This window comes from Candidatus Paceibacterota bacterium, assembly GCA_035530615.1.
Taxonomy (GTDB): Bacteria; Actinomycetota; Actinomycetes; order Nanopelagicales; family Nanopelagicaceae; genus QYPT01.
In genome coordinates this window covers 375,260-392,913 of sequence record DATKUL010000003.1, presented here as the reverse complement: position 1 = coordinate 392,913, position 17,654 = coordinate 375,260, and the positions used below count along the sequence as shown (strand labels likewise).

Below are 17,654 nucleotides of genomic sequence, written 5' to 3'. Positions count from 1 at the left end.
AGAGAAGGCTACCCCAGGGTGCCCAGCATTGCCGCTACCCGTGGCGCAATTGCGCGAAGAGACTGACCCCTATGGCTAATCTCGTCCTTCTGCCTTGCATCAAGTTGTGCGAGAGAAAGCGTGCTTCCGAGTGGTAGGAAAATAGGGTCGTATCCAAAACCATGATCGCCAATTGGGGCAGCCAGTATGTGGCCTTCGAGGATGCCCTCCGCCGTAGTCTCTGAGCCGTCGGGCATAACAAAAGCGCTGACGCAAGTGAAGTGTGCACTCCGGTCGCGACCCTGTACCGAATCAAGTTGCCTGAGTACTTTCGCGATATTTGCCTGGTCATTGCCATGAACACCCGACCACCGAGCCGAGAAGATTCCAGGGGATCCGTTCAGGGCATCTACGCATAAGCCGCTGTCATCTGCGATTGCAGGAAGCCCCGTCTGCGCACATACGGTCCGCGCTTTCAAGAGGGCGTTCTCTAGGAAGGTCTCTCCTGACTCTTCCACGTCCTCTAGTTCTGGAAAATGCGCAAGACCTACGAGATCAATAGATTCCGAGTGAATCTCATCGAGAATTCTCCTGAACTCCTTTATTTTCCCCGCATTGCGGGTGGCAAGAACGATTCGATGTGCAGGCAAAGTGAGACCTCTACTGCGCGAGCGCTGCACGTTGAAGTGAGCGAAGCTCCGCGCATCCCGCAACCGCCAGATCCAAGAGAGAGTCAAGTAGCGCTCGATCAAAAGGTTGGCCTTCAGCTGTTCCCTGAACCTCGATGAATCGACCGTCTCCACTGCAGACCACGTTCATGTCAGTATCCGCTCGCACATCCTCCTCATAACAGAGGTCAAGCATTGGCACGCCATCGATAATTCCAACGCTAATCGCAGCAACCGAGTCAGAGAAAGGTTCGGCCTTAGCAGGAATATGACCCTTCTCCTTAGCCCAAGCAATGGCATCGGCAAGTGCAACGTATGCTCCAGTGATCGCGGCTGTTCGAGTTCCGCCATCGGCTTGCAGAACATCGCAATCGATAACGATGGTGTTCTCGCCTAGTTCTTTCATGTTCACAATGGAGCGCAGGGAGCGACCAACGAGGCGGGAAATCTCTTGCGTACGACCGCCGAGTTTTCCTTTGACACTCTCTCGATCCGACCGAGTATGAGTGGCTCGTGGCAGCATTGCATATTCAGAAGTAACCCACCCCTTGCCAGAATCCTTCAGCCAACGGGGTACTCCTGGAGTAAATGAGGCGACGCAAAGTACGCGAGTCTTGCCGAACTCAACCAGAACTGAACCCTCTGCATGATCGAGCCAGTTCCGTGTGATCGTGATCTGGCGCAAGTCTGCATTACTTCTACCGTCTTTTCGAGTCATCGCTCCCTCTTCCGTTCTGATTGGAATTACTTGATCTGAAATTGAACTTAGAGCTCTTGGTGTTCGACTCCACCCACTTCTGGGCCTAAGAACCGTCTTGCCAACTTTTCAAAGGACGCTGCATCGCCCGTTGCTAGGAACTTGTGCGTTGGCGGCTTTTCGTGAGTGGATCGCATCAATGAGTTTTCCAGAAGGACTCTGTACAAATCTTTTGCGGTTTCCTCTGCACTGGATACAAGAGTGACGTCATTACCCATCACGTACGAAATGACTCCAGTAAGCAATGGGTAGTGCGTGCAGCCAAGAACCAGGGTGTCGATGTCTTGCGCCATCACAGGAGCAAGGTAGTCGCGCGCAATCTCAGTGATGGCGCTTCCGGAAGTCTCGCCACGCTCGACATACTCAACGAAAAGCGGACATGCAACGGAAGTTATTTTCAAGTGCGGCGCGGCTGCGAAAGCATCAAGATACGCTTGCGAATCAATCGTCGCCTTCGTTCCGATTACGCCAATTCTTCCGGTACGTGTGGCGGCAACCGCGCGACGGACCGCAGGTTGAATAACTTCTACTACAGGAACTGAATAACGCTCTCTGGCATCGCGCAACATCGCGGCACTCGCGGTATTGCATGCGATCACTAAAACTTTCACGCCTTGATCGACGAGGAAATCAAGGGCCTCAAGTGCAAAGGTCCGCACTTCTGCAAGCGGGCGCGGTCCATACGGTCCACGAGCAGTATCGCCTAAATAGAGAATGGGTTCGTTGGGAAGCTGGTCCAGAATGGAACGTGCAACGGTTAAACCACCAACACCAGAATCAAATACTCCAATTGGGGACTCGCTCACGATGGCAAGCCTACACTTGCAGAATTAACCACCCGCGACTGCAGGAAGAATCGTGATCGAGTCGCCCGCCTTTGTCGGAGCTTCCAATCCACCCATGTATCGGACATCTTCATCATTGACGTAGATATTGATGAATCGACGCAGAGCTCCGTTTTCGAGCAAGCGCTCTGCAATACCTGGGTACTGGACATCAAGGTCGTTAATTACGCCAGAGAGAGTTGACCCCGCGGCTTCGACTTTCTTCTGATCCTTCGTAAATGGGCGCAGGATGGTGGGGATGCGGACTTCGATTGACATGGTGGAATTATTCCGCATCTATTGCCCTAATCGGTAATCGAGACTTCTTCCTCGGTCACCTGGCCGTCGATAATGCGAAAAGAGCGAAATTCAGTATCTGGCGCAATCTCCTGGCGAGTAGAAACCAGGACATAGTGCGCCCCTGGTTCGCCGGCGTAGGCAATATCAGTGCGAGAGGGAAATGCCACGGTATCCGTATGTGAGTGATAAATGACGACGATCTCTTCATCCATGTCATCGACCTCTCGGTAGAGCGCTAGCAAGTCTTTGGGATCGAATTCATAAAATGTTGGGGAATGTGCTGCATTGATCATTGGCTTAATCCGCGTGGTGCGGCCAGAGCCAAGCGGTCCTAAAATCACTCCGCATGCTTCATCTGGATATTCGGCTCGGGATTGTTCCAAAATCAACTCGACAAATTCACGCGATATTTCCAATGTCATCTCCGTCAACCCCTACTCAGAAACCATCAAAGAATTTATCAAACTCTCCTGCAGCCATCCGAGCCACGAGTAAACCGCAAAGACTGCCTGCATTGGATCCTCAGGTGAGAGAAGCTCAAAACGTTGGTACGAATTGTCTTCAACATTCAACCGAACACCCAATGCTAAGCGGATGTCATTAATTGCTCCGAGCCACGCTTGTGCGCCCTGCCCATTGAGAGAGATATTGGAATCGTCCTCTAGAAGAAGTGTCCGCATATTCATTGCGTGCTCTCGCTTTTTGCTACGAAGGGTTGATTCCGTATATCGGCGAAATTCTGCTGACTCCACCGGATCCGCATAGGCATTAGGGAGTAATCGGAGCAAGACGGCATCATCCGGTGGCGAGTCATGTCCGGTGATACCCACCATCTCGGCAAGTGGATCCTCATCTACAACATCAACTCGTTCGGCGAGAATTTCAATAAGTTGACCCGATAGATTGAGAAGAACTTCTCGCTCGGAGGGTGAAAATGCGACAATAAAAGTGTCGCCGTCTACTCTTTTGAAACCTTTGGAGGGCCTGGAAGACTTGGAAGGTCTAGCGCCCATCGTGACTCATCAACTCACTTGTCATCGCGTGCCAGAGTCGCCCAAAGCCCGAATTCATGAAGCCTGGCAACATCGCGCTCCATTTCTTCACGCCGACCACTAGAAACAACCGCTCGGCCCTCATTGTGAACCTGAAGCATCAATTGGGTGGCTCGCTCCTTTGAATAACTGAAGAGGGTCATAAATACATAGGTCACATAACTCATGAGGTTGACCGGATCGTCCCACACAATGGTTATCCATGGGCGATCCACAAATAAAGATGCATCAGTGAACTCATCAATCGCCTCCTCAACCGCTGCTTCAGTGCTCAGCATCTGACTCCTCACCTAACCGCGTTCTAATAAATCACAACAGAGAATATAGAACTAGTGGCGCCATCCACGTTTGGATTTCCTGCAACCTTCACGCGGTATTGCGCGATTCCGCGCGCACTCTCTGTGGTCGCGAAGGCAAATGTGCCGTCTTCTAAAGTGAGTGTTGGCTTACCAATTGTGCGCCATCGTCTGGCAGTAAGTCTTTCAAGTGTCACCGCGACACCAGCCTCATGCGGTTGGATCGTTCCAGTTATTGCGATCGGAGATTTGGCTAAGGCTGAATCTGGTGACCAGATAGAGAGTAGCCGCGCAATTGCTATGGGGAGGTCGGCACTTTGGGATGCCAGTCTCTCCCAACTTGCGTCGGTGGTGATCCGTAGCGCGCTGGTTTTGGCTAAGAGGATTGGGACAGAGATCATCCCATCAGAGCCAGTCGTCGTTTCAAGTATTTCGCGCCACTGCGTCTCACCTGTTGGAAGAAGTAGCACGTGGACCGTCACTCCAGCCACTGGCGTCTTATCGGGTAGTAGAAGTTGCCCAGTAATGAGAACTGGACTTCCATACGCCGTAGAGGACTTATCTGAACTTAATTCACTGACAACCGCGTCAGGTGCAATGGACTGCGCCACTAGTCTCACCGCCGCAGTTGCAGTGGGATCTTCCATTCCCAGAGTCCACGCCGTTATTCCGCCGAGGTGATACTTCACAACAAGTTGCGCTCTCGCCGCGTACCCGCGTGCGTCTTGGTACCAAGCCGTTCGCGAGGCAGTACAGGTTGTCGCTAATCCAGAACTGGCTGTGCCTGAATAGACCTTGGTATATGAAAAAGTCGCCTCGTTATAGGCAGTGTTATAGACAAGTGTTGCACCGTAACTAGCGGCCAAATTAGCGGCGTCTTTCATAAGAAATGTCGCCGCCCGCGAAGAAGTGGATACAGCGGAAGCCACGTTGCTGGGGCAGACACCGACCACTTTCGTCACCCAATCACGACCATACCCGGCGATGCCAACGTAAACCTTCGATGCCGGAACGACAGAGACAGCGTATTGAACCGCCAGGTCCGCCCATGAAGTCGGACCGATGGGACCGGGTGAACTCGTTGAATAGTCATATGTCATGATTCTTAAGCGATCAATCATTGGTGAAATCGATGCCCAGTCATAGACATAGTAGCCTCTCTTTCCCGACGTGGGATTGAAGAGAACTGGAGTTGTGACCGAAAGCAATTTATCAAATGAGTGCAATGACAGACTAAGTTCGTTAATGAAGGCGACCCAATTGACTCGAGTTGCTGGCCAGGATGAGGTGCCATCGGTAAATGCGAAACCCTCAAAATCTAGATCGATGCCATCGAAATTGTTGGTCAGCACGAAATTTGTAATGGTCGAGACAATTTTTGTTCGCATTTTTGGATCGGCGATCAGTTTGGCAAGGACCAATTTTCCAGTTCCATCAGTAATGGTTGGAAGTATCAAAAAACCCGAATCGCGCATGGATGTCAGAGGCACCGACATCGGGGTACTTGGGTTAGCCGGCGTATAAAGATCTAGTATTTTTGTTTCACTCTTAAGCGTGAACCAGAAAGGCATCACCTCCCTTATTAAGTCACCATTCGCGATGGCCGCTGGAAGTGATGTCTTCATCGAGTAATAAGGAATCCAGCCCGTCAGAATTTTCCGCGGTGGCGACTGCGCATTACCTGGGGCAGCAAGAGTGCTAGCGGCCGAGAAAAGTAGTGCAACAGAAATGAAAATGGCAGTACCTCGGCGAGTAAAGAAATGAGATGGGAAGTGTCGATGAGCCGTTGGTAAACGAATCACGGCGCCTCCTCACTCATGCTCACTCGGAAGTGGCTCCAGTTAGTTAGTTCAATTGTTCAGTCATAGTTCACCGATAGTTTACAGAGGGTTTTTAGGGTATCGGGTACGCTCATCAATCCAGCGTGCCATTCGTGTACCTCTTATTTTAGGAGTTTCTGTGAAAAGGGATGAACCCTCGGATTCTCCTGCATTGCTCACAAAATTATCAGGATTAGATCGTTTTCTGCCCGTTTGGATTCTGTTGGCTATGGCTGCGGGATTGATCCTTGGAAAGTTCATTCCGGGAATTCAAGGATCTTTGGATTCAATAAAAATCGGAGGCACTTCGCTCCCAATCGCTCTCGGACTTCTTCTCATGATGTATCCAGTTCTTGCAAAGGTCCGCTACGAGGAGATGGGTTCGGTGACTGGTGATCGAAAACTCTTATGGTCCTCACTTCTCCTCAATTGGATAGTTGGTCCGGCACTTATGTTTGCGCTCGCTTGGATATTCCTGCCACACCAACCGGAATTGCGTACCGGACTGATCGTGATTGGTCTAGCTCGTTGCATCGCAATGGTCCTAATCTGGAACCAACTTGCCTGCGGTGATAGAGAAGCGGCGGCACTGTTGGTTGCGATAAATTCAATTTTTCAAATTCTCGCTTACGCACTTCTGGGAACTTTCTATCTTCGGATTCTTCCTGGCTGGTTGGGACTCAATGTTCAAGACGTTAGCTTCTCCACTTTGGAAATAACGAAGGCAGTTCTGATCTTTCTCGGCATCCCTTTAGTCGCTGGTTTCGTCACCCGAAAAGTTGGTCTTCGCGTCAAGGGTGAGAACTGGTACCAATCACGCTTCATCCCTCGTATCTCACCCTTTGCCCTTTATGGCCTGCTTTTCACCATCACCATCATGTTTGCACTGCAAGGCCGAACCATCGCGGATGATCCAATCTCGGTCGCAAAAATTGCGGTTCCACTACTTATCTATTTCGCAATTATGTGGACGTTCTCATTTGCCTGCGGCGCATGGATTGGTTTGAAATATGCAAAGTCGGCAACACTGGCTTTTACGGCAGCCGGAAATAATTTTGAATTGGCCATTGCGGTATCGATTGGAGTCTGGGGAGTCACCTCTGGGCAAGCACTGACGGGCGTAATTGGACCATTGATTGAAGTTCCCGCATTAGTGGGACTGGTTTACGTCTCTCTCTGGCTGAGAAAGAGATTCGCCCAGACATCCTGAGTAGCCCGAATGTCGGAAAGGTTATTTGTCGTCTGGCGCGGGTCGAAAGCCGGAGTAGATTTCCTTGCAGATCGGACAGATCGGAAATTTCTCGGGGTCCCTTGATGGGACCCACTTCTTTCCGCAGAGAGCTGTTACCGCCTTCCCGCTGACTGCGGATTCGAGGATCTGCCCCTTTTTGACGTAATGCGCGAAACGATCGTGATCACCCTCATCGATCTGCTCTGCGGGTCTGATTAAGAGGTCGGTATCACTCTCTGGCTGCGACCGGCGAAAGATTCCCATGACAGGAAGAATACTTGCTTGGCTAGGATAAGGAAATGAAAGATCTCCTTCGCACCGCCGACCTGAGTCGCGCAGATGTTGAACTTCTTCTGTCGAGCGCGGCCGATTTTGCGAAAGATCCGCTCAAGGCAAGTACTGCTTTAGCAAATCGCACGGTTGCCATTTATATGACCAAACCTTCTACCCGTACACGCCTTGCATCCGAGACTGCCGTCGCACACCTTGGTGGCACGCCAATATTCATCCGTGGAGATGATCTTCAGTTGGGTCGCGGCGAGACAATTTCAGATACTGCCAAAGTAATAAGCCAATTTGCCAGCGCTCTGATTGTTCGCACATATAAGCAATCAGATGTGGATGAATTGGGAAGGGCTGCTTCAATCCCGGTAATAAATGCGCTCACTGATGACGATCATCCAACGCAATTGTTGGCCGACTGGCTGACCATCCGCGAAACCTTTGGTGCAGATATTTCAGGTCGAAAATTCTCCTACTTTGGCGATGGCAACAATATGTCGCACGCCTGGCTGATCATGGGCGCAATCATGGGCGCTCACGTTGTCGCAGCCACGCCAGCAGGCGCCTGGGCGCCAGATGCCGAAGTCGTAAAGACTGCACAGGAAATCGCCAGGGAGACTGGTGGAACGATCGAAGTAGCGCACGACGCTCGAGCGGCGGCGCAAGGGGCCAGCGTGCTCTACACCGATGTCTGGATGTCCATGGGCGACCCGGAATCGGAGCGGGCTGAGAAGACGCGAGTGCTAGCCCCATTTTCGGTCACCGCAGAGCTGATGAGTCTGGGCACAAAAGACGCAATATTCATGCACTGCCTGCCTGCCCACCGTGGCGAAGAAGTGAGTGCTAGCGTGATTGACGGACCTCAATCAGTGATTTGGCGAGAGGCACTTCACCGCCGAACTACAATCCAGGCACTTCTCTTTCATTTGGTGCGGGGCGATCTCCAAGGACGATAAAAAGCCATATTTAAAGCCATTTAGTGAGCAAGGAGCGCTTCCTAGTGTGACGGGCTAGACATGAAAATGCATGACAATAAAAAATTCAAGCACTACGGTTAAGCCCATGCGTGTAGCTGTTCCAACGGAGATAAGAACTGGCGAGAAGCGGGTTGCTCTCGTTCCAGACATCATTAACAAATTAACTCGCCTCGGACTTGAAGTTTCTATTCAATCCGGCGCGGGACTTAACGCCCAAGCATCGGATGCGGATTACGAAGCCGCTGGTGCAACGGTCGTTAAAGGAGACGTGCTCAAGGGCGCAGATGTGGTGCTTTCTGTTTCGCCACTCACCCCCGCACAGATCGGAACCCTGAAGAAGGGTGCGATCACCATCTCCTTCCTCTCGCCAACCACGGCAACAGATTCCATCGAAGCGGCCCTTGCGGCAGGCGTCACCGCCTTCTCCCTAGAACTGGTGCCCCGTATTTCACGGGCCCAGTCGATGGACGCGCTTACCTCGCAGGCACTCTGCGCGGGGTACCGAGCGGTCATCGTCGGCGCCGAACTCTCGCCGCGCTTCTTTCCACTCTTAATGACAGCGGCCGGAACGGTAACCCCGGCGCAGGTCCTCGTCCTGGGCGCAGGTGTCGCTGGTCTGCAAGCCATCGCAACCGCCCGTCGGCTCGGAGCAGTGGTTTCGGCTTATGACGTACGACCATCTTCGGCCGACGAGGTGAAGTCAATGGGTGCCACCTTCATCAACCTCGAACTCGAGTCCCTTGAAGGCACTGGCGGATATGCCCGCGAAATGACTGAGGAGCGCGCCGCAAAGCAGCGCGAACTACTCACCCCCTACATCGCGAAATCACATGTCCTTATTACTACTGCGGCTGTTCCAGGTCGCGCAGCTCCACGGTTGGTGACTCAGGCAATGGTCGACTCAATGTCGCCAGGTGCGGTAATCGTGGACCTTGCCTCCGAGACCGGCGGCAACGTCGAAGGCTCAAAGCCCGGTGAAATCATCACCAATTCAAATGGTGTCGTGATCTGGGGTGGCAGAGATGTCCCAAGCCAGCTCCCCTTCCACGCATCCATGCTCTTCTCACGAAACGTCGTGAACCTACTTACTCTCATGACAAAAGAGGGAGTGGTCACTCCAGATTTCGATGATGAAATCATCATCGGCTCGGTCGTCGCACACAACGGAGAACGGAAAGAGGCCATCAAGAAATGATGAGTAATGGCTTAGCGCTACTCAGCATTTTCACCCTCTCAATCTTTGTCGGTTTTGAAGTGGTCTCGAAAGTAAGTTCGACCCTTCACACCCCATTGATGAGCGGTGCGAATGCAATCCACGGTGTGATCCTGGTCGGTGCGATTGTCGTCGCGGACCACGCATCCAACAATCTGGAACTAACACTTGCATTAATCGCAATTGTCCTCGCCACCATCAATATGGTCGGCGGTTTCGTAGTCACTGACCGAATGCTCGAGATGTTTAAGGCGAAGAAAAAATGAGCCGCAACTTATACGACCTCATCGGCCTGATTGCCGCCGTCTGCTTCATTCTCGCCCTGAAGGGTCTATCGCATCCAAAGACGGCTCGTCGCGGTAACTTGATTGGTGCCGCCGGTGCCACGATTGCAACGCTTCTCGTCTTCTTCTTCACTGGCAATTCAAGCGATCCTGAGTATCACAAACTGCCGCTTCATAACTTGCCATTGATTCTAGTTGCGGTCCTCATCGGCCTTCTTGTCGGAGTCCCTGCCGCACGTAAGGTGCAGATGACTCAGATGCCACAACTTGTTGCGCTATTTAACGGTGTTGGTGGTGGTGCCGCGGCACTCGTCGCAATCGTTGAGTATTTGAAACTTGGAGACGAAGCGAGTCCTGCAGTTGTTATCGCCACCGTCTTTACAGTCATCGTCGGTAGCGTTTCATTCTCCGGATCGTGCATCACCTTCGCCAAACTTCAAGAGTTGATGACGACGCGTCCAGTCGTATTCCCTGGTGGACGTTTCCTCATTGCAGCAAACGTCGCTGGAGTCTTTGCAGCCGGCGCCTGGGTAATCAACTCGGGAGGAAACACTCCTCTCATCGTGCTTGCCGGACTCTCACTTCTCTTCGGTATTCTCTTCGTTCTACCAGTTGGTGGCGCGGATGTGCCGATCGTTATCTCACTCTTAAACGCATTCACCGGTCTTACTGTTGCGGCGAGTGGATATGTTCTACAGACAACCCTCTTGATCGTTGCTGGAACACTCGTTGGCGCAAGTGGAACGATCCTGACTCGCAAGATGGCAGAGGCGATGGGACGTTCGCTCTTCAAGACCCTCTTCGGCGCATTCACGGCCAAACCACAAGCGGCATCCGACGAAGCAGAGACTCGTTCGGTTAAGTCAGGGTCTCCAGAAGATATTGCAATTCTTCTCAACTACGCACGTCGCGTTGTCTTTGTTCCTGGCTTCGGTCTGGCCGTTGCACAGGCACAGCACACTGTCCGCGAACTTGCGGATCTCTTGACCGCAAAGGGCATTGATGTTGCCTACGGAATTCACGCCGTTGCAGGTCGTATGCCTGGCCACATGAACGTTCTTCTCGCCGAGGCCAACGTGCCTTACGAGCAACTTCAGGAGATGGATGAGGTCAACCCGACCTTCGCCCAGACCGATGTTGCACTCGTCATCGGCGCCAACGACGTCGTAAACCCGGCTGCGAAGAACTCACCCGGTTGCCCGATCTACGGAATGCCAATTCTCGAAGTTGCCGATGCGGCAAACGTCGTCTTCCTCAAGCGCTCCATGCGCCCAGGATTCGCCGGTATCGAGAACGAGCTTCTCTACGATCCCAAGACCACTCTCCTCTTCGGAGATGCCAAAGAGACGCTGACTAAGGTCGTCAGCGCCCTCAAGAACCTGTAACTCCCCCGCGATCGCAAGGTCGCTACGCAAAGGTGCACCGCCGACTGAAAAGACTACGTCGGCTCGTGCACCTTCTGCTTTGCTCCACCAGTCGACGTCAACCGGCGAAGAACAGGATGCGTGAGGGCGATGAAGACCCTGCTCGCTCCTCAAAAGGACTACGCCGACTGAAAAGATTACGTCGGCTTTAGTCCTTCTTGAGTCGCTCATCTGTCACCGTGCCTGGGGGCGAAGAACAGGATGCGTGAGGAGACTGTGTAGTTATCTTTTCAGTCGACGATGCATCCTTTCGAGCCTTGGTTGATGCCGATGATCGCTCCTCAGAAGTGCACCGCCGACTGAAAAGATTACGTCGGCTCGTGCACTTCTCGAGTCGCTCACCCGCGGCGAGACCCCTCAAGCGGGTTGCAGATAGTTGAACTTTCAACTACTATTGGGGCAGCGGATCAAGGGAGAGTGAAATGCCAGCCGTAACAGTCAAGGACATCACCGTCCTTCCACGCATCAGCGCGAATACATCGCTGCGCGCCCGTCGAGTAAAGAGCATTACCACGGCTCCTTCCGGGTATGAAGGCGAGGGCTTTCCGGTTCGTCGTGCGTTTGCCGGTGTTGACATGGCGCAGCTTGATCCGTTCGTTCACTTGGATCAGATGGGCGAAGTTGAGTATGCGCCAGGTGAGCCAAAGGGAACTCCATGGCATCCGCACCGGGGATTCGAAACTGTTACCTACATTATTGATGGAATTTTCGACCATAAAGATAACAACGGTGGCGGAGGAACAATCACCAACGGCGACACTCAATGGATGACCGCCGGTGCGGGAATTCTTCACATCGAATCTCCACCAGAGAGTTTGGTGATGAGCGGCGGGCTGTTCCACGGTTTCCAACTCTGGGTGAATTTGCCAGCGGCCAAGAAGTGGTCACCGCCTGCCTATCAAGATCTGCGTGCCAGTGACGTTGCATTGCTCTCCTCCCCCGATGGTGGGGCGTTGATTCGCGTGATCGCCGGTGAGGTGGATGGACATCAGGGTCCGGGTTCGACACACACGCCAATAACTTTGGTGCACGCGACTGTGCAGCCTGGTGCCGAAATCCGTCTGCCATGGCGCAAGGATTACAACGCGCTGGTCTACACACTTGCCGGACATGGCTACGCGGGAGAAGAGGGACGACCTGTGCAGATGGGTCAACTCACCGTTTTCAGTGAGGGTGATTCAATCGTTATGCGTGCGACCGACATGCAGGAAAGTCGCTCGCCTGAATTGGATCTATTCATTCTGGGTGGATTGCCCATTAAGGAACCAGTTGCCTGGATGGGACCTTTTGTTATGAACACAAGAACTGAGGTTCTGCAGGCATTTGAGGACTTCCAAAAAGGCAAGCTCGGTACTATCCCTGCGGTGCACAACGCTCCCACTCGCTTAATCGAGGGTTAAGCCAACACCGCATGCACTAGATAACCGCGGGAGTCCACCGCTTCTGGCAATCGAAGAACGCTTGCGGATTCCCTTTCGGAACAGCAATTACCATTGGGGATAACTCGGAATATTTGTCGGTACCTTCTAGGACCCTGCACTTATGAGTTCAGGGATTTTCAAAGAAACCACCAGTAAATATTCGGTGGAGAAGAGCCCTGTCATTGATGAGAACGAATGGTCGAAAATTGCCCAATTACTCCACCAAACTCCCGGCATTAATGTACTGGCCGCAATTCTCGAAATCGATCCATTTACGCTCTCTCAATCAGAACGGATTGATTACTTGGCGGCACTAGAGCGCCAGACCAGTTGGTTACAGGCGGCCATGCAACGGGCGATCGTTGCCGTTGCAGGAGACGAGCCATCACGAGCAGATGATCTCTGGAGCGGTGTGGATGAGGCAGAACGCGAAGATGTGGCAACCGCACTTCGACTCTCAGGATCAAGCGCTCAAAGTCGCATTGATATCGCACGCACTCTCGTTAATCATCTGCCAAATACTTGTTCGGCTCTTTCGACCGGCGAAATCTCTCCGTCGCACGCTACCGTTATCGCGCGTGAAACCGCTTCTGCAATTCGTGACGGCCTTTCTCCATTGGCGATTCACATTATCGAAGAGAAAGCCCTCTCGCACGCCGAGTTCCACACTCCTTCGCAGGTTGCGAATAAGGTTCGCTCGACACTTGCCAAATTTGCTCCAGAAGATTTTGAAAATGCTGTCACATCGGCACGAGATACCAGGCGAGTATCGTGCTATCGCGAGAGCGATGGAATGTCTACGATCGTTGCAATACTTCCGGCCGAGGATGCACAGTTGGTGATGTCGGCTATTGAGAGTTTCGTTCTTCTCGAATCCGATGAAAATAGTTCGACGATAAGTCGCGTGGATGGTATTGCCCGAGACAATGAATCTAGATCTCAACACGATGGGCGAAGCATGGATATGAAGCGAGCCGATGCTCTTACTGCTATTGCCGCTTGGGTCCTTGCTGAGAAAACCTCCGAGGTGCGTCAACATCGACGTCCCATAACCATCAACGTCACCGTCGACCTGCCCACACTCATGGGTCTGACTGAAAACCCTGGACAGCTCGCAGGCTATGGAGCAATCCCCGCCTCCCTTGCCCGCACTCTTGCGGCCGAAGGTAAATGGAGACGGTTTATCACCGACCCAACCACTGGTGCGCTGCTGGATTTCGGACGAGAGAGTTACGAACCGCCTCAGGCGCTGGTCGATTTCTTGCTGGCGCGAGATCGAACCTGTCGATTTCCCGGATGTCGCGCTCCGGCGCGTTCGGGAGATCTAGATCATGCGCAGAGTTGGGAGAGCGGGGGCGAAACTTCCGTTCAGAATTTGGGCGCGCTCTGTCGGCGCCATCATCGCCTCAAAACACATGGAGGTTGGCAACTGAAAAGTGAGACGGACGGGTCTTGTCTGTGGACTTCACCCCACGGAAAGCAGTACACGGTTCCGGCTCGCGATATACAGGAAGCGATCTGACCGCTTTCCCAATATTTATTCCACACCTTCTCAGTGACTCTAAGGAATACTGCAGTCATGATCTGGTGGCCCACTGAGATTCCGACTCTCCCATATGGACTCATCACGCTTCGCCCAACCCAGGAGAAGGACATTGTGAGCATCTACGAAGCGTGCCAGGATCCGGTCATTCCTCGTTTCACGACCGTGCCATCTCCTTACACCATGACACATGCAACATCCTTTATTCGAGAGCAAGCCCCAACCCATTTCTTACAGAAGAAAGAACTGCTTTTTGCGATCACACAGGGACTAGCCGAGGATGAGCAATTTTGCGGGGTGATTTCTTTCCACACCATCAGTCTGCAGAATCACACTGCAGAACTCGGGTATTGGATCGCCGCACCCTCACGAGGACAAGGTATTGGTACCACCGCAGCAAAATTAATCAGCGAATACGGTTTTTCGACAATAGGGTTTCGAAGAATTGAGGCTCTGGTAAACACCGACAACATCGGCTCGCAAGCGCTACTTATTTCCGCAGGCTACAAGCGCGAGGGCGTAATGCGCAAGAAGGTCACGCGCGAGGATGGCACTCAGATCGATATGGCACTCTTCTCGCGAATAACCCCATGAGCATGTCACCAGAACTTAATCCGGCACAGAAAGCAAAAAGTTAGGGTTGGGCTCGAGATGAATTAATAGGGAAATTCACCCCTCCGTGCAGAGCCCAACCCTAAAACTATTTACGATCTATAAGTCCGAGTGACTAATCGTCCTCGCCCAGATCAACTTTCGTATCACTACTCAGATTGATACCGCCACTAACGTCGACAGTAATCAATTGATCATCTGAATCATCATCTGAGATTTCGTCGTCTTCGCCTTCGGCAACGTCGAGGCCATCTTCAATGAGATCATCTAGGTCATCGCCCTCATCATCCTGAGTGATTCCAGCCGAAGGGGAAGTGAGACCAGCTGGAGCTGGGATAGGAGAGACCAAAGGTGCGGGTGTAGCAGTGGCCGAAGCAGTGGCCGAAGCCGTAGCCGTGGTCGAAGGTACGGCTGGAACAGGCGCCGAGTTCGTGTCAGCGAAGGCATTGGAGCCCACAATTGCATAGGAGAGGGCAAAAGCCCCCACGGTGCCCAGCACCAAGGTCTTTGTCTTGATATTCATTTCTTTCCTCTCGTTAGTCCTATGCAGTAGAACGAAGTGAAAGGGGGAGTCGTTACAAGCAATCTCTAATTCTCAGGGTATTGCCAGCAATCCAAAAATGGGCTTATGGACAGGTGCATGGAAAGAAATACAGGGTTGGAAAGAAATCAGGGTTGGGCTCCGCAATGGATTTCATTGGGGAATCCACCTCTACCTAGAGAGCCCAACCCTAAATTTGGAACAAGAGAAAAGTAGTTGCTAAGACCCACACCAACCTGCGAATCAACAGATTGATCCAAGCCTTCTCCAACTACTCCTCCCCTGCCCTACTTAATAGAACGCTATGGAAATTGGATTCATTACACGATTGTGAAGAGCCACAGAGTTTTCGCAGGCGCCAGCGAAGAATATGGTCCTTGATCCTGAGAGAAATAACTTTGCGGCGTGCCAGAAGGGCATATGCATGGTCAAAGTGGAGGTGCCGGGAATCGAACCCGGGTCCTTCGGTACTAAAACAGGGCTTCTACGGGCGTAGTGCGCTTATCGCTTTCTCAGTCCCGAATCTCTTACACACAAGTATTCGACGGACTCAGTTACAGAACTGTTCTCCGATGTTGTCTGTAACCCCAACACCATGAAAAGCCTTCTGACGACGTTAGACCCTGAATCGAAGGCTCACTCAGGCTAACGGACTAGGGAGCGCGCTTAGGCAGCGCGAGCGAAGTCAGCGCGATTGTTATCGGCTTTTATATTTTTGCGCAGGGTATTGGTTAACGAGATCATCCTGGCTTCCTCGGCCCGCTTCCCCTGCCTCAACATCCAAAGTCGAGACCGTTCACCCCCATGGTTTTACCGTTTGGTTTTACTATGTGGATTGAAGCGTTACTACATCACTATTTAGTTGTTTAGTTTTTGTCTTGCAGTGAGATTTCCCCCACGCCTCTAATTATACGAGACTATCCATCTATTATGTAACGGGATTAATTCACACTCATATTCCGATTTATTAAGCAAGACACTAGTAAAACGCTGGAAAAGTTCACGATATTCCCAATTAATGAGGTGAGTTTTCTAGCGGCCCTCCGACTTTCCAGACCGCCGACGAGAAACTTCCCGCTCGGCCTCGCGCCCCATCTCACGCTCGAGAAGTGCCGCGCGCTTATCGTGGCTCTTCTTTCCACGGGCAACGGCCAATTCAATCTTCGCTTTGCCATCTTTGAAATAGAGCGAGAGTGGAATCAGGGTGAGGCCGCCCTCTTTGGTCTTGGCGACTAAGCGAACTAACTCGTCTTTATGGACCAATAGTTTGCGATCCCGTCGTGGTGGATGGTTGGTCCACGTTCCTTCCGTGTACTCGGGAATGTGGACACCGCTAAGCCAGAGTTCGCCATCTTGGACCATGGCAAAGCCGTCGATGAGCGACGCACGACCAAGTCGAAGAGATTTCACTTCCGTACCGGTAAGAACCAACCCGCACTCGTAGACATCTTCGATTGAGTAATCGTGGCGCGCTTTCTTGTTCTGCGCGATTAATTTACGACCGACCTCTTTTACCATCAGACATGCAGCCTAGACCTTGAGGTAGCGACGAAGCGTCAGCACTGATGCGAAGATCGAGACCACCAAGCCCGTTGCCAACAAGTAGCCCGACGCAACCCAGACCTCACCCCAACCAAAGAACTTGGTAAAGGTAAGTAGCGGTGCGACCTTGGAATCAATCACACTCTTCAATCCTGCCAACAATCCGGTCGCAATCCCCCACCCAAGAATGGCGGAGATGATTCCCTCCATGAGGAATGGGAGTTGGATCGAAAGCGAAGTGGCACCCACGAGTTTCATCACACCTGTTTCACGTCGTCGGTTAAAGGCGGCGATCCGCAAGGTATTGCTGATCAGCAGAGCGGCGGTCAGTACCGATGCCAAGCCGACCAAAAGCGCGCCGTTTCGAAGCACGCCAAGGAGATTAAAGAACTTCTCTAGGATGGCTCGTTGATCTTGCACGACATCAACGCCGGGTCGGCCAGTGAAGGCGCTCACCACAACTTGGAATTGCGTGGGATCTTTCAATTTCACGCGGAAAGACTCCGGAAGTTGATCCACGGTCACATTCTGCGCAATCGCCGAGTCCTTGAATCGTTCTTGGAATCGCTTAAACGCCTCTGACTGTGATTCGTAGTAAACGCTCTGCACGACAGGAAGCGCTTCAAGGTCCGCTTGAATCTGGGTGCGTTGATCCGCTGTGACAACTCCCGTACATGAAGGCGACTCGGAGAGAGATCCGCAGAGGTAGACCGATACTTCGATCTTGTCATACCAATAATCCTTCATCGCACTCACTTGGGCATTTGAAAGCAGGCCGATGCCAAGGAGTGACAGGGAGATGGCTACCGTAATAACAACGGCAAAGGTCATCGTGAGGTTACGGCGTAGTCCTATTCGAACTTCGCTGAGCAAAAACCGTGCGCGCAT

At 52.3% G+C, this 17,654-nt stretch carries 20 protein-coding genes and 1 other RNA gene; 8 read left to right on the top strand and 13 right to left on the bottom strand.

Annotation, left to right across the window (positions count from 1 at the left end; genetic code table 11):
- Window positions 1-8 precede the first annotated feature (8 nt).
- The 8 genes from rdgB to VMW30_10405 are packed head-to-tail and all read right to left on the bottom strand — an operon-like array spanning window position 9 to window position 5,678.
- A complete protein-coding gene (gene rdgB, locus VMW30_10440) occupies window positions 9-629 on the bottom strand; it encodes an RdgB/HAM1 family non-canonical purine NTP pyrophosphatase (protein HUW88770.1) in 621 nt (206 codons plus the stop codon).
- Between the two features lie 10 nt (window positions 630-639).
- On the bottom strand, window positions 640-1,365 hold the full coding sequence (gene rph / locus VMW30_10435) for a ribonuclease PH (protein ID HUW88769.1): 726 nt from the start codon (window positions 1,363-1,365) through the stop codon (window positions 640-642).
- Between the two features lie 47 nt (window positions 1,366-1,412).
- Window positions 1,413-2,210 carry a glutamate racemase gene (gene murI, locus VMW30_10430; protein ID HUW88768.1) on the bottom strand — a complete coding sequence of 266 codons (798 nt, stop codon included), beginning with the start codon at window positions 2,208-2,210 and terminating at the stop codon, window positions 1,413-1,415.
- A 24-nt stretch (window positions 2,211-2,234) separates the two neighbouring features.
- Entirely contained in the window at window positions 2,235-2,507 is a 273-nt protein-coding gene (locus VMW30_10425) for a MoaD/ThiS family protein (GenBank protein ID HUW88767.1), read from the bottom strand.
- Between the two features lie 26 nt (window positions 2,508-2,533).
- On the bottom strand, window positions 2,534-2,950 hold the full coding sequence (locus VMW30_10420) for a M67 family metallopeptidase (GenBank protein HUW88766.1): 417 nt from the start codon (window positions 2,948-2,950) through the stop codon (window positions 2,534-2,536).
- A gap of 12 nt (window positions 2,951-2,962) precedes the next feature.
- Window positions 2,963-3,541 carry a DUF2017 domain-containing protein gene (locus VMW30_10415; protein ID HUW88765.1) on the bottom strand — a complete coding sequence of 193 codons (579 nt, stop codon included), beginning with the start codon at window positions 3,539-3,541 and terminating at the stop codon, window positions 2,963-2,965.
- Window positions 3,542-3,555: 14 nt separating this feature from the next.
- Window positions 3,556-3,858: an ATP-dependent Clp protease adapter ClpS gene (clpS, locus tag VMW30_10410; GenBank protein ID HUW88764.1), complete on the bottom strand. Its 303-nt coding sequence runs from the start codon at window positions 3,856-3,858 to the stop codon at window positions 3,556-3,558.
- Window positions 3,859-3,881: 23 nt separating this feature from the next.
- Window positions 3,882-5,678 (bottom strand): glycosyl hydrolase family 18 protein, encoded by a 1,797-nt coding sequence (locus tag VMW30_10405; GenBank protein ID HUW88763.1) that lies wholly within the window; start codon window positions 5,676-5,678, stop codon window positions 3,882-3,884.
- 157 nt (window positions 5,679-5,835) lie between these two features.
- Between VMW30_10405 and arsB the strand changes: the two genes are divergently transcribed.
- The gene (arsB, locus tag VMW30_10400; GenBank protein ID HUW88762.1) at window positions 5,836-6,906 is read left to right on the top strand and encodes an ACR3 family arsenite efflux transporter; all 1,071 of its coding nucleotides are present in this window, start codon (window positions 5,836-5,838) and stop codon (window positions 6,904-6,906) included.
- Window positions 6,907-6,927: 21 nt separating this feature from the next.
- Here the strand turns inward: arsB and VMW30_10395 are convergent, their stop codons facing one another.
- Window positions 6,928-7,191, bottom strand: a complete 264-nt coding sequence (locus tag VMW30_10395; protein HUW88761.1) for a DUF3039 domain-containing protein — start codon at window positions 7,189-7,191, stop codon at window positions 6,928-6,930.
- Between the two features lie 35 nt (window positions 7,192-7,226).
- Here VMW30_10395 and argF point away from each other — a divergent pair, with 35 nt between their 5' ends.
- The 7 genes from argF to VMW30_10360 all read left to right on the top strand — a co-directional run bounded on the left by argF (window position 7,227) and on the right by VMW30_10360 (window position 14,665).
- Window positions 7,227-8,165: an ornithine carbamoyltransferase gene (gene argF / locus VMW30_10390; protein HUW88760.1), complete on the top strand. Its 939-nt coding sequence runs from the start codon at window positions 7,227-7,229 to the stop codon at window positions 8,163-8,165.
- Between the two features lie 106 nt (window positions 8,166-8,271).
- Window positions 8,272-9,381: a Re/Si-specific NAD(P)(+) transhydrogenase subunit alpha gene (locus VMW30_10385; GenBank protein ID HUW88759.1), complete on the top strand. Its 1,110-nt coding sequence runs from the start codon at window positions 8,272-8,274 to the stop codon at window positions 9,379-9,381.
- Window positions 9,378-9,665: an NAD(P) transhydrogenase subunit alpha gene (locus VMW30_10380; GenBank protein HUW88758.1), complete on the top strand. Its 288-nt coding sequence runs from the start codon at window positions 9,378-9,380 to the stop codon at window positions 9,663-9,665. Before VMW30_10385 ends, VMW30_10380 begins: the two co-directional genes overlap by 4 nt.
- Window positions 9,662-11,068 carry an NAD(P)(+) transhydrogenase (Re/Si-specific) subunit beta gene (locus VMW30_10375; protein HUW88757.1) on the top strand — a complete coding sequence of 469 codons (1,407 nt, stop codon included), beginning with the start codon at window positions 9,662-9,664 and terminating at the stop codon, window positions 11,066-11,068. Before VMW30_10380 ends, VMW30_10375 begins: the two co-directional genes overlap by 4 nt.
- 461 nt (window positions 11,069-11,529) lie before the next feature.
- Complete coding sequence (locus VMW30_10370; GenBank protein HUW88756.1) at window positions 11,530-12,507, top strand: pirin family protein; 978 nt, start codon at window positions 11,530-11,532, stop codon at window positions 12,505-12,507.
- 142 nt (window positions 12,508-12,649) lie between these two features.
- A complete protein-coding gene (locus VMW30_10365; protein ID HUW88755.1) occupies window positions 12,650-14,050 on the top strand; it encodes a DUF222 domain-containing protein in 1,401 nt (466 codons plus the stop codon).
- Window positions 14,051-14,107: 57 nt separating this feature from the next.
- Window positions 14,108-14,665 carry a GNAT family protein gene (locus VMW30_10360; GenBank protein ID HUW88754.1) on the top strand — a complete coding sequence of 186 codons (558 nt, stop codon included), beginning with the start codon at window positions 14,108-14,110 and terminating at the stop codon, window positions 14,663-14,665.
- Between the two features lie 133 nt (window positions 14,666-14,798).
- Here the strand turns inward: VMW30_10360 and VMW30_10355 are convergent, their stop codons facing one another.
- From VMW30_10355 to ftsX, 4 genes are all read right to left on the bottom strand, one after another.
- The gene (locus tag VMW30_10355; protein ID HUW88753.1) at window positions 14,799-15,206 is read right to left on the bottom strand and encodes a hypothetical protein; all 408 of its coding nucleotides are present in this window, start codon (window positions 15,204-15,206) and stop codon (window positions 14,799-14,801) included.
- A 449-nt stretch (window positions 15,207-15,655) separates the two neighbouring features.
- Window positions 15,656-16,028: a transfer-messenger RNA gene (gene ssrA / locus VMW30_10350) on the bottom strand.
- A 228-nt stretch (window positions 16,029-16,256) separates the two neighbouring features.
- A complete protein-coding gene (gene smpB / locus VMW30_10345; GenBank protein HUW88752.1) occupies window positions 16,257-16,742 on the bottom strand; it encodes an SsrA-binding protein SmpB in 486 nt (161 codons plus the stop codon).
- A 12-nt stretch (window positions 16,743-16,754) separates the two neighbouring features.
- Entirely contained in the window at window positions 16,755-17,654 is a 900-nt protein-coding gene (ftsX, locus tag VMW30_10340) for a permease-like cell division protein FtsX (protein ID HUW88751.1), read from the bottom strand.

What these genes read in the sequence shown, in the direction of transcription:
- VMW30_10420 (HUW88766.1), bottom strand. Translation starts at nt 2,950, where the DNA reads ATGACATTGGAAATATCGCGTGAATTTGTCGAGTTGATTTTGGAACAA.
- smpB (HUW88752.1), bottom strand. Translation starts at nt 16,742, where the DNA reads ATGGTAAAAGAGGTCGGTCGTAAATTAATCGCGCAGAACAAGAAAGCG.
- ftsX (HUW88751.1), bottom strand. Translation starts at nt 17,654, where the DNA reads ATGCGCGCACGGTTTTTGCTCAGCGAAGTTCGAATAGGACTACGCCGT.
- rph (HUW88769.1), bottom strand. Translation starts at nt 1,365, where the DNA reads ATGACTCGAAAAGACGGTAGAAGTAATGCAGACTTGCGCCAGATCACG.
- argF (HUW88760.1), top strand. Translation starts at nt 7,227, where the DNA reads ATGAAAGATCTCCTTCGCACCGCCGACCTGAGTCGCGCAGATGTTGAA.
- VMW30_10380 (HUW88758.1), top strand. Translation starts at nt 9,378, where the DNA reads ATGATGAGTAATGGCTTAGCGCTACTCAGCATTTTCACCCTCTCAATC.
- clpS (HUW88764.1), bottom strand. Translation starts at nt 3,858, where the DNA reads ATGCTGAGCACTGAAGCAGCGGTTGAGGAGGCGATTGATGAGTTCACT.
- VMW30_10375 (HUW88757.1), top strand. Translation starts at nt 9,662, where the DNA reads ATGAGCCGCAACTTATACGACCTCATCGGCCTGATTGCCGCCGTCTGC.
- VMW30_10370 (HUW88756.1), top strand. Translation starts at nt 11,530, where the DNA reads ATGCCAGCCGTAACAGTCAAGGACATCACCGTCCTTCCACGCATCAGC.
- VMW30_10425 (HUW88767.1), bottom strand. Translation starts at nt 2,507, where the DNA reads ATGTCAATCGAAGTCCGCATCCCCACCATCCTGCGCCCATTTACGAAG.
- VMW30_10365 (HUW88755.1), top strand. Translation starts at nt 12,650, where the DNA reads ATGAGTTCAGGGATTTTCAAAGAAACCACCAGTAAATATTCGGTGGAG.
- VMW30_10355 (HUW88753.1), bottom strand. Translation starts at nt 15,206, where the DNA reads ATGAATATCAAGACAAAGACCTTGGTGCTGGGCACCGTGGGGGCTTTT.
- VMW30_10360 (HUW88754.1), top strand. Translation starts at nt 14,108, where the DNA reads ATGATCTGGTGGCCCACTGAGATTCCGACTCTCCCATATGGACTCATC.
- VMW30_10395 (HUW88761.1), bottom strand. Translation starts at nt 7,191, where the DNA reads ATGGGAATCTTTCGCCGGTCGCAGCCAGAGAGTGATACCGACCTCTTA.
- VMW30_10385 (HUW88759.1), top strand. Translation starts at nt 8,272, where the DNA reads ATGCGTGTAGCTGTTCCAACGGAGATAAGAACTGGCGAGAAGCGGGTT.
- VMW30_10415 (HUW88765.1), bottom strand. Translation starts at nt 3,541, where the DNA reads ATGGGCGCTAGACCTTCCAAGTCTTCCAGGCCCTCCAAAGGTTTCAAA.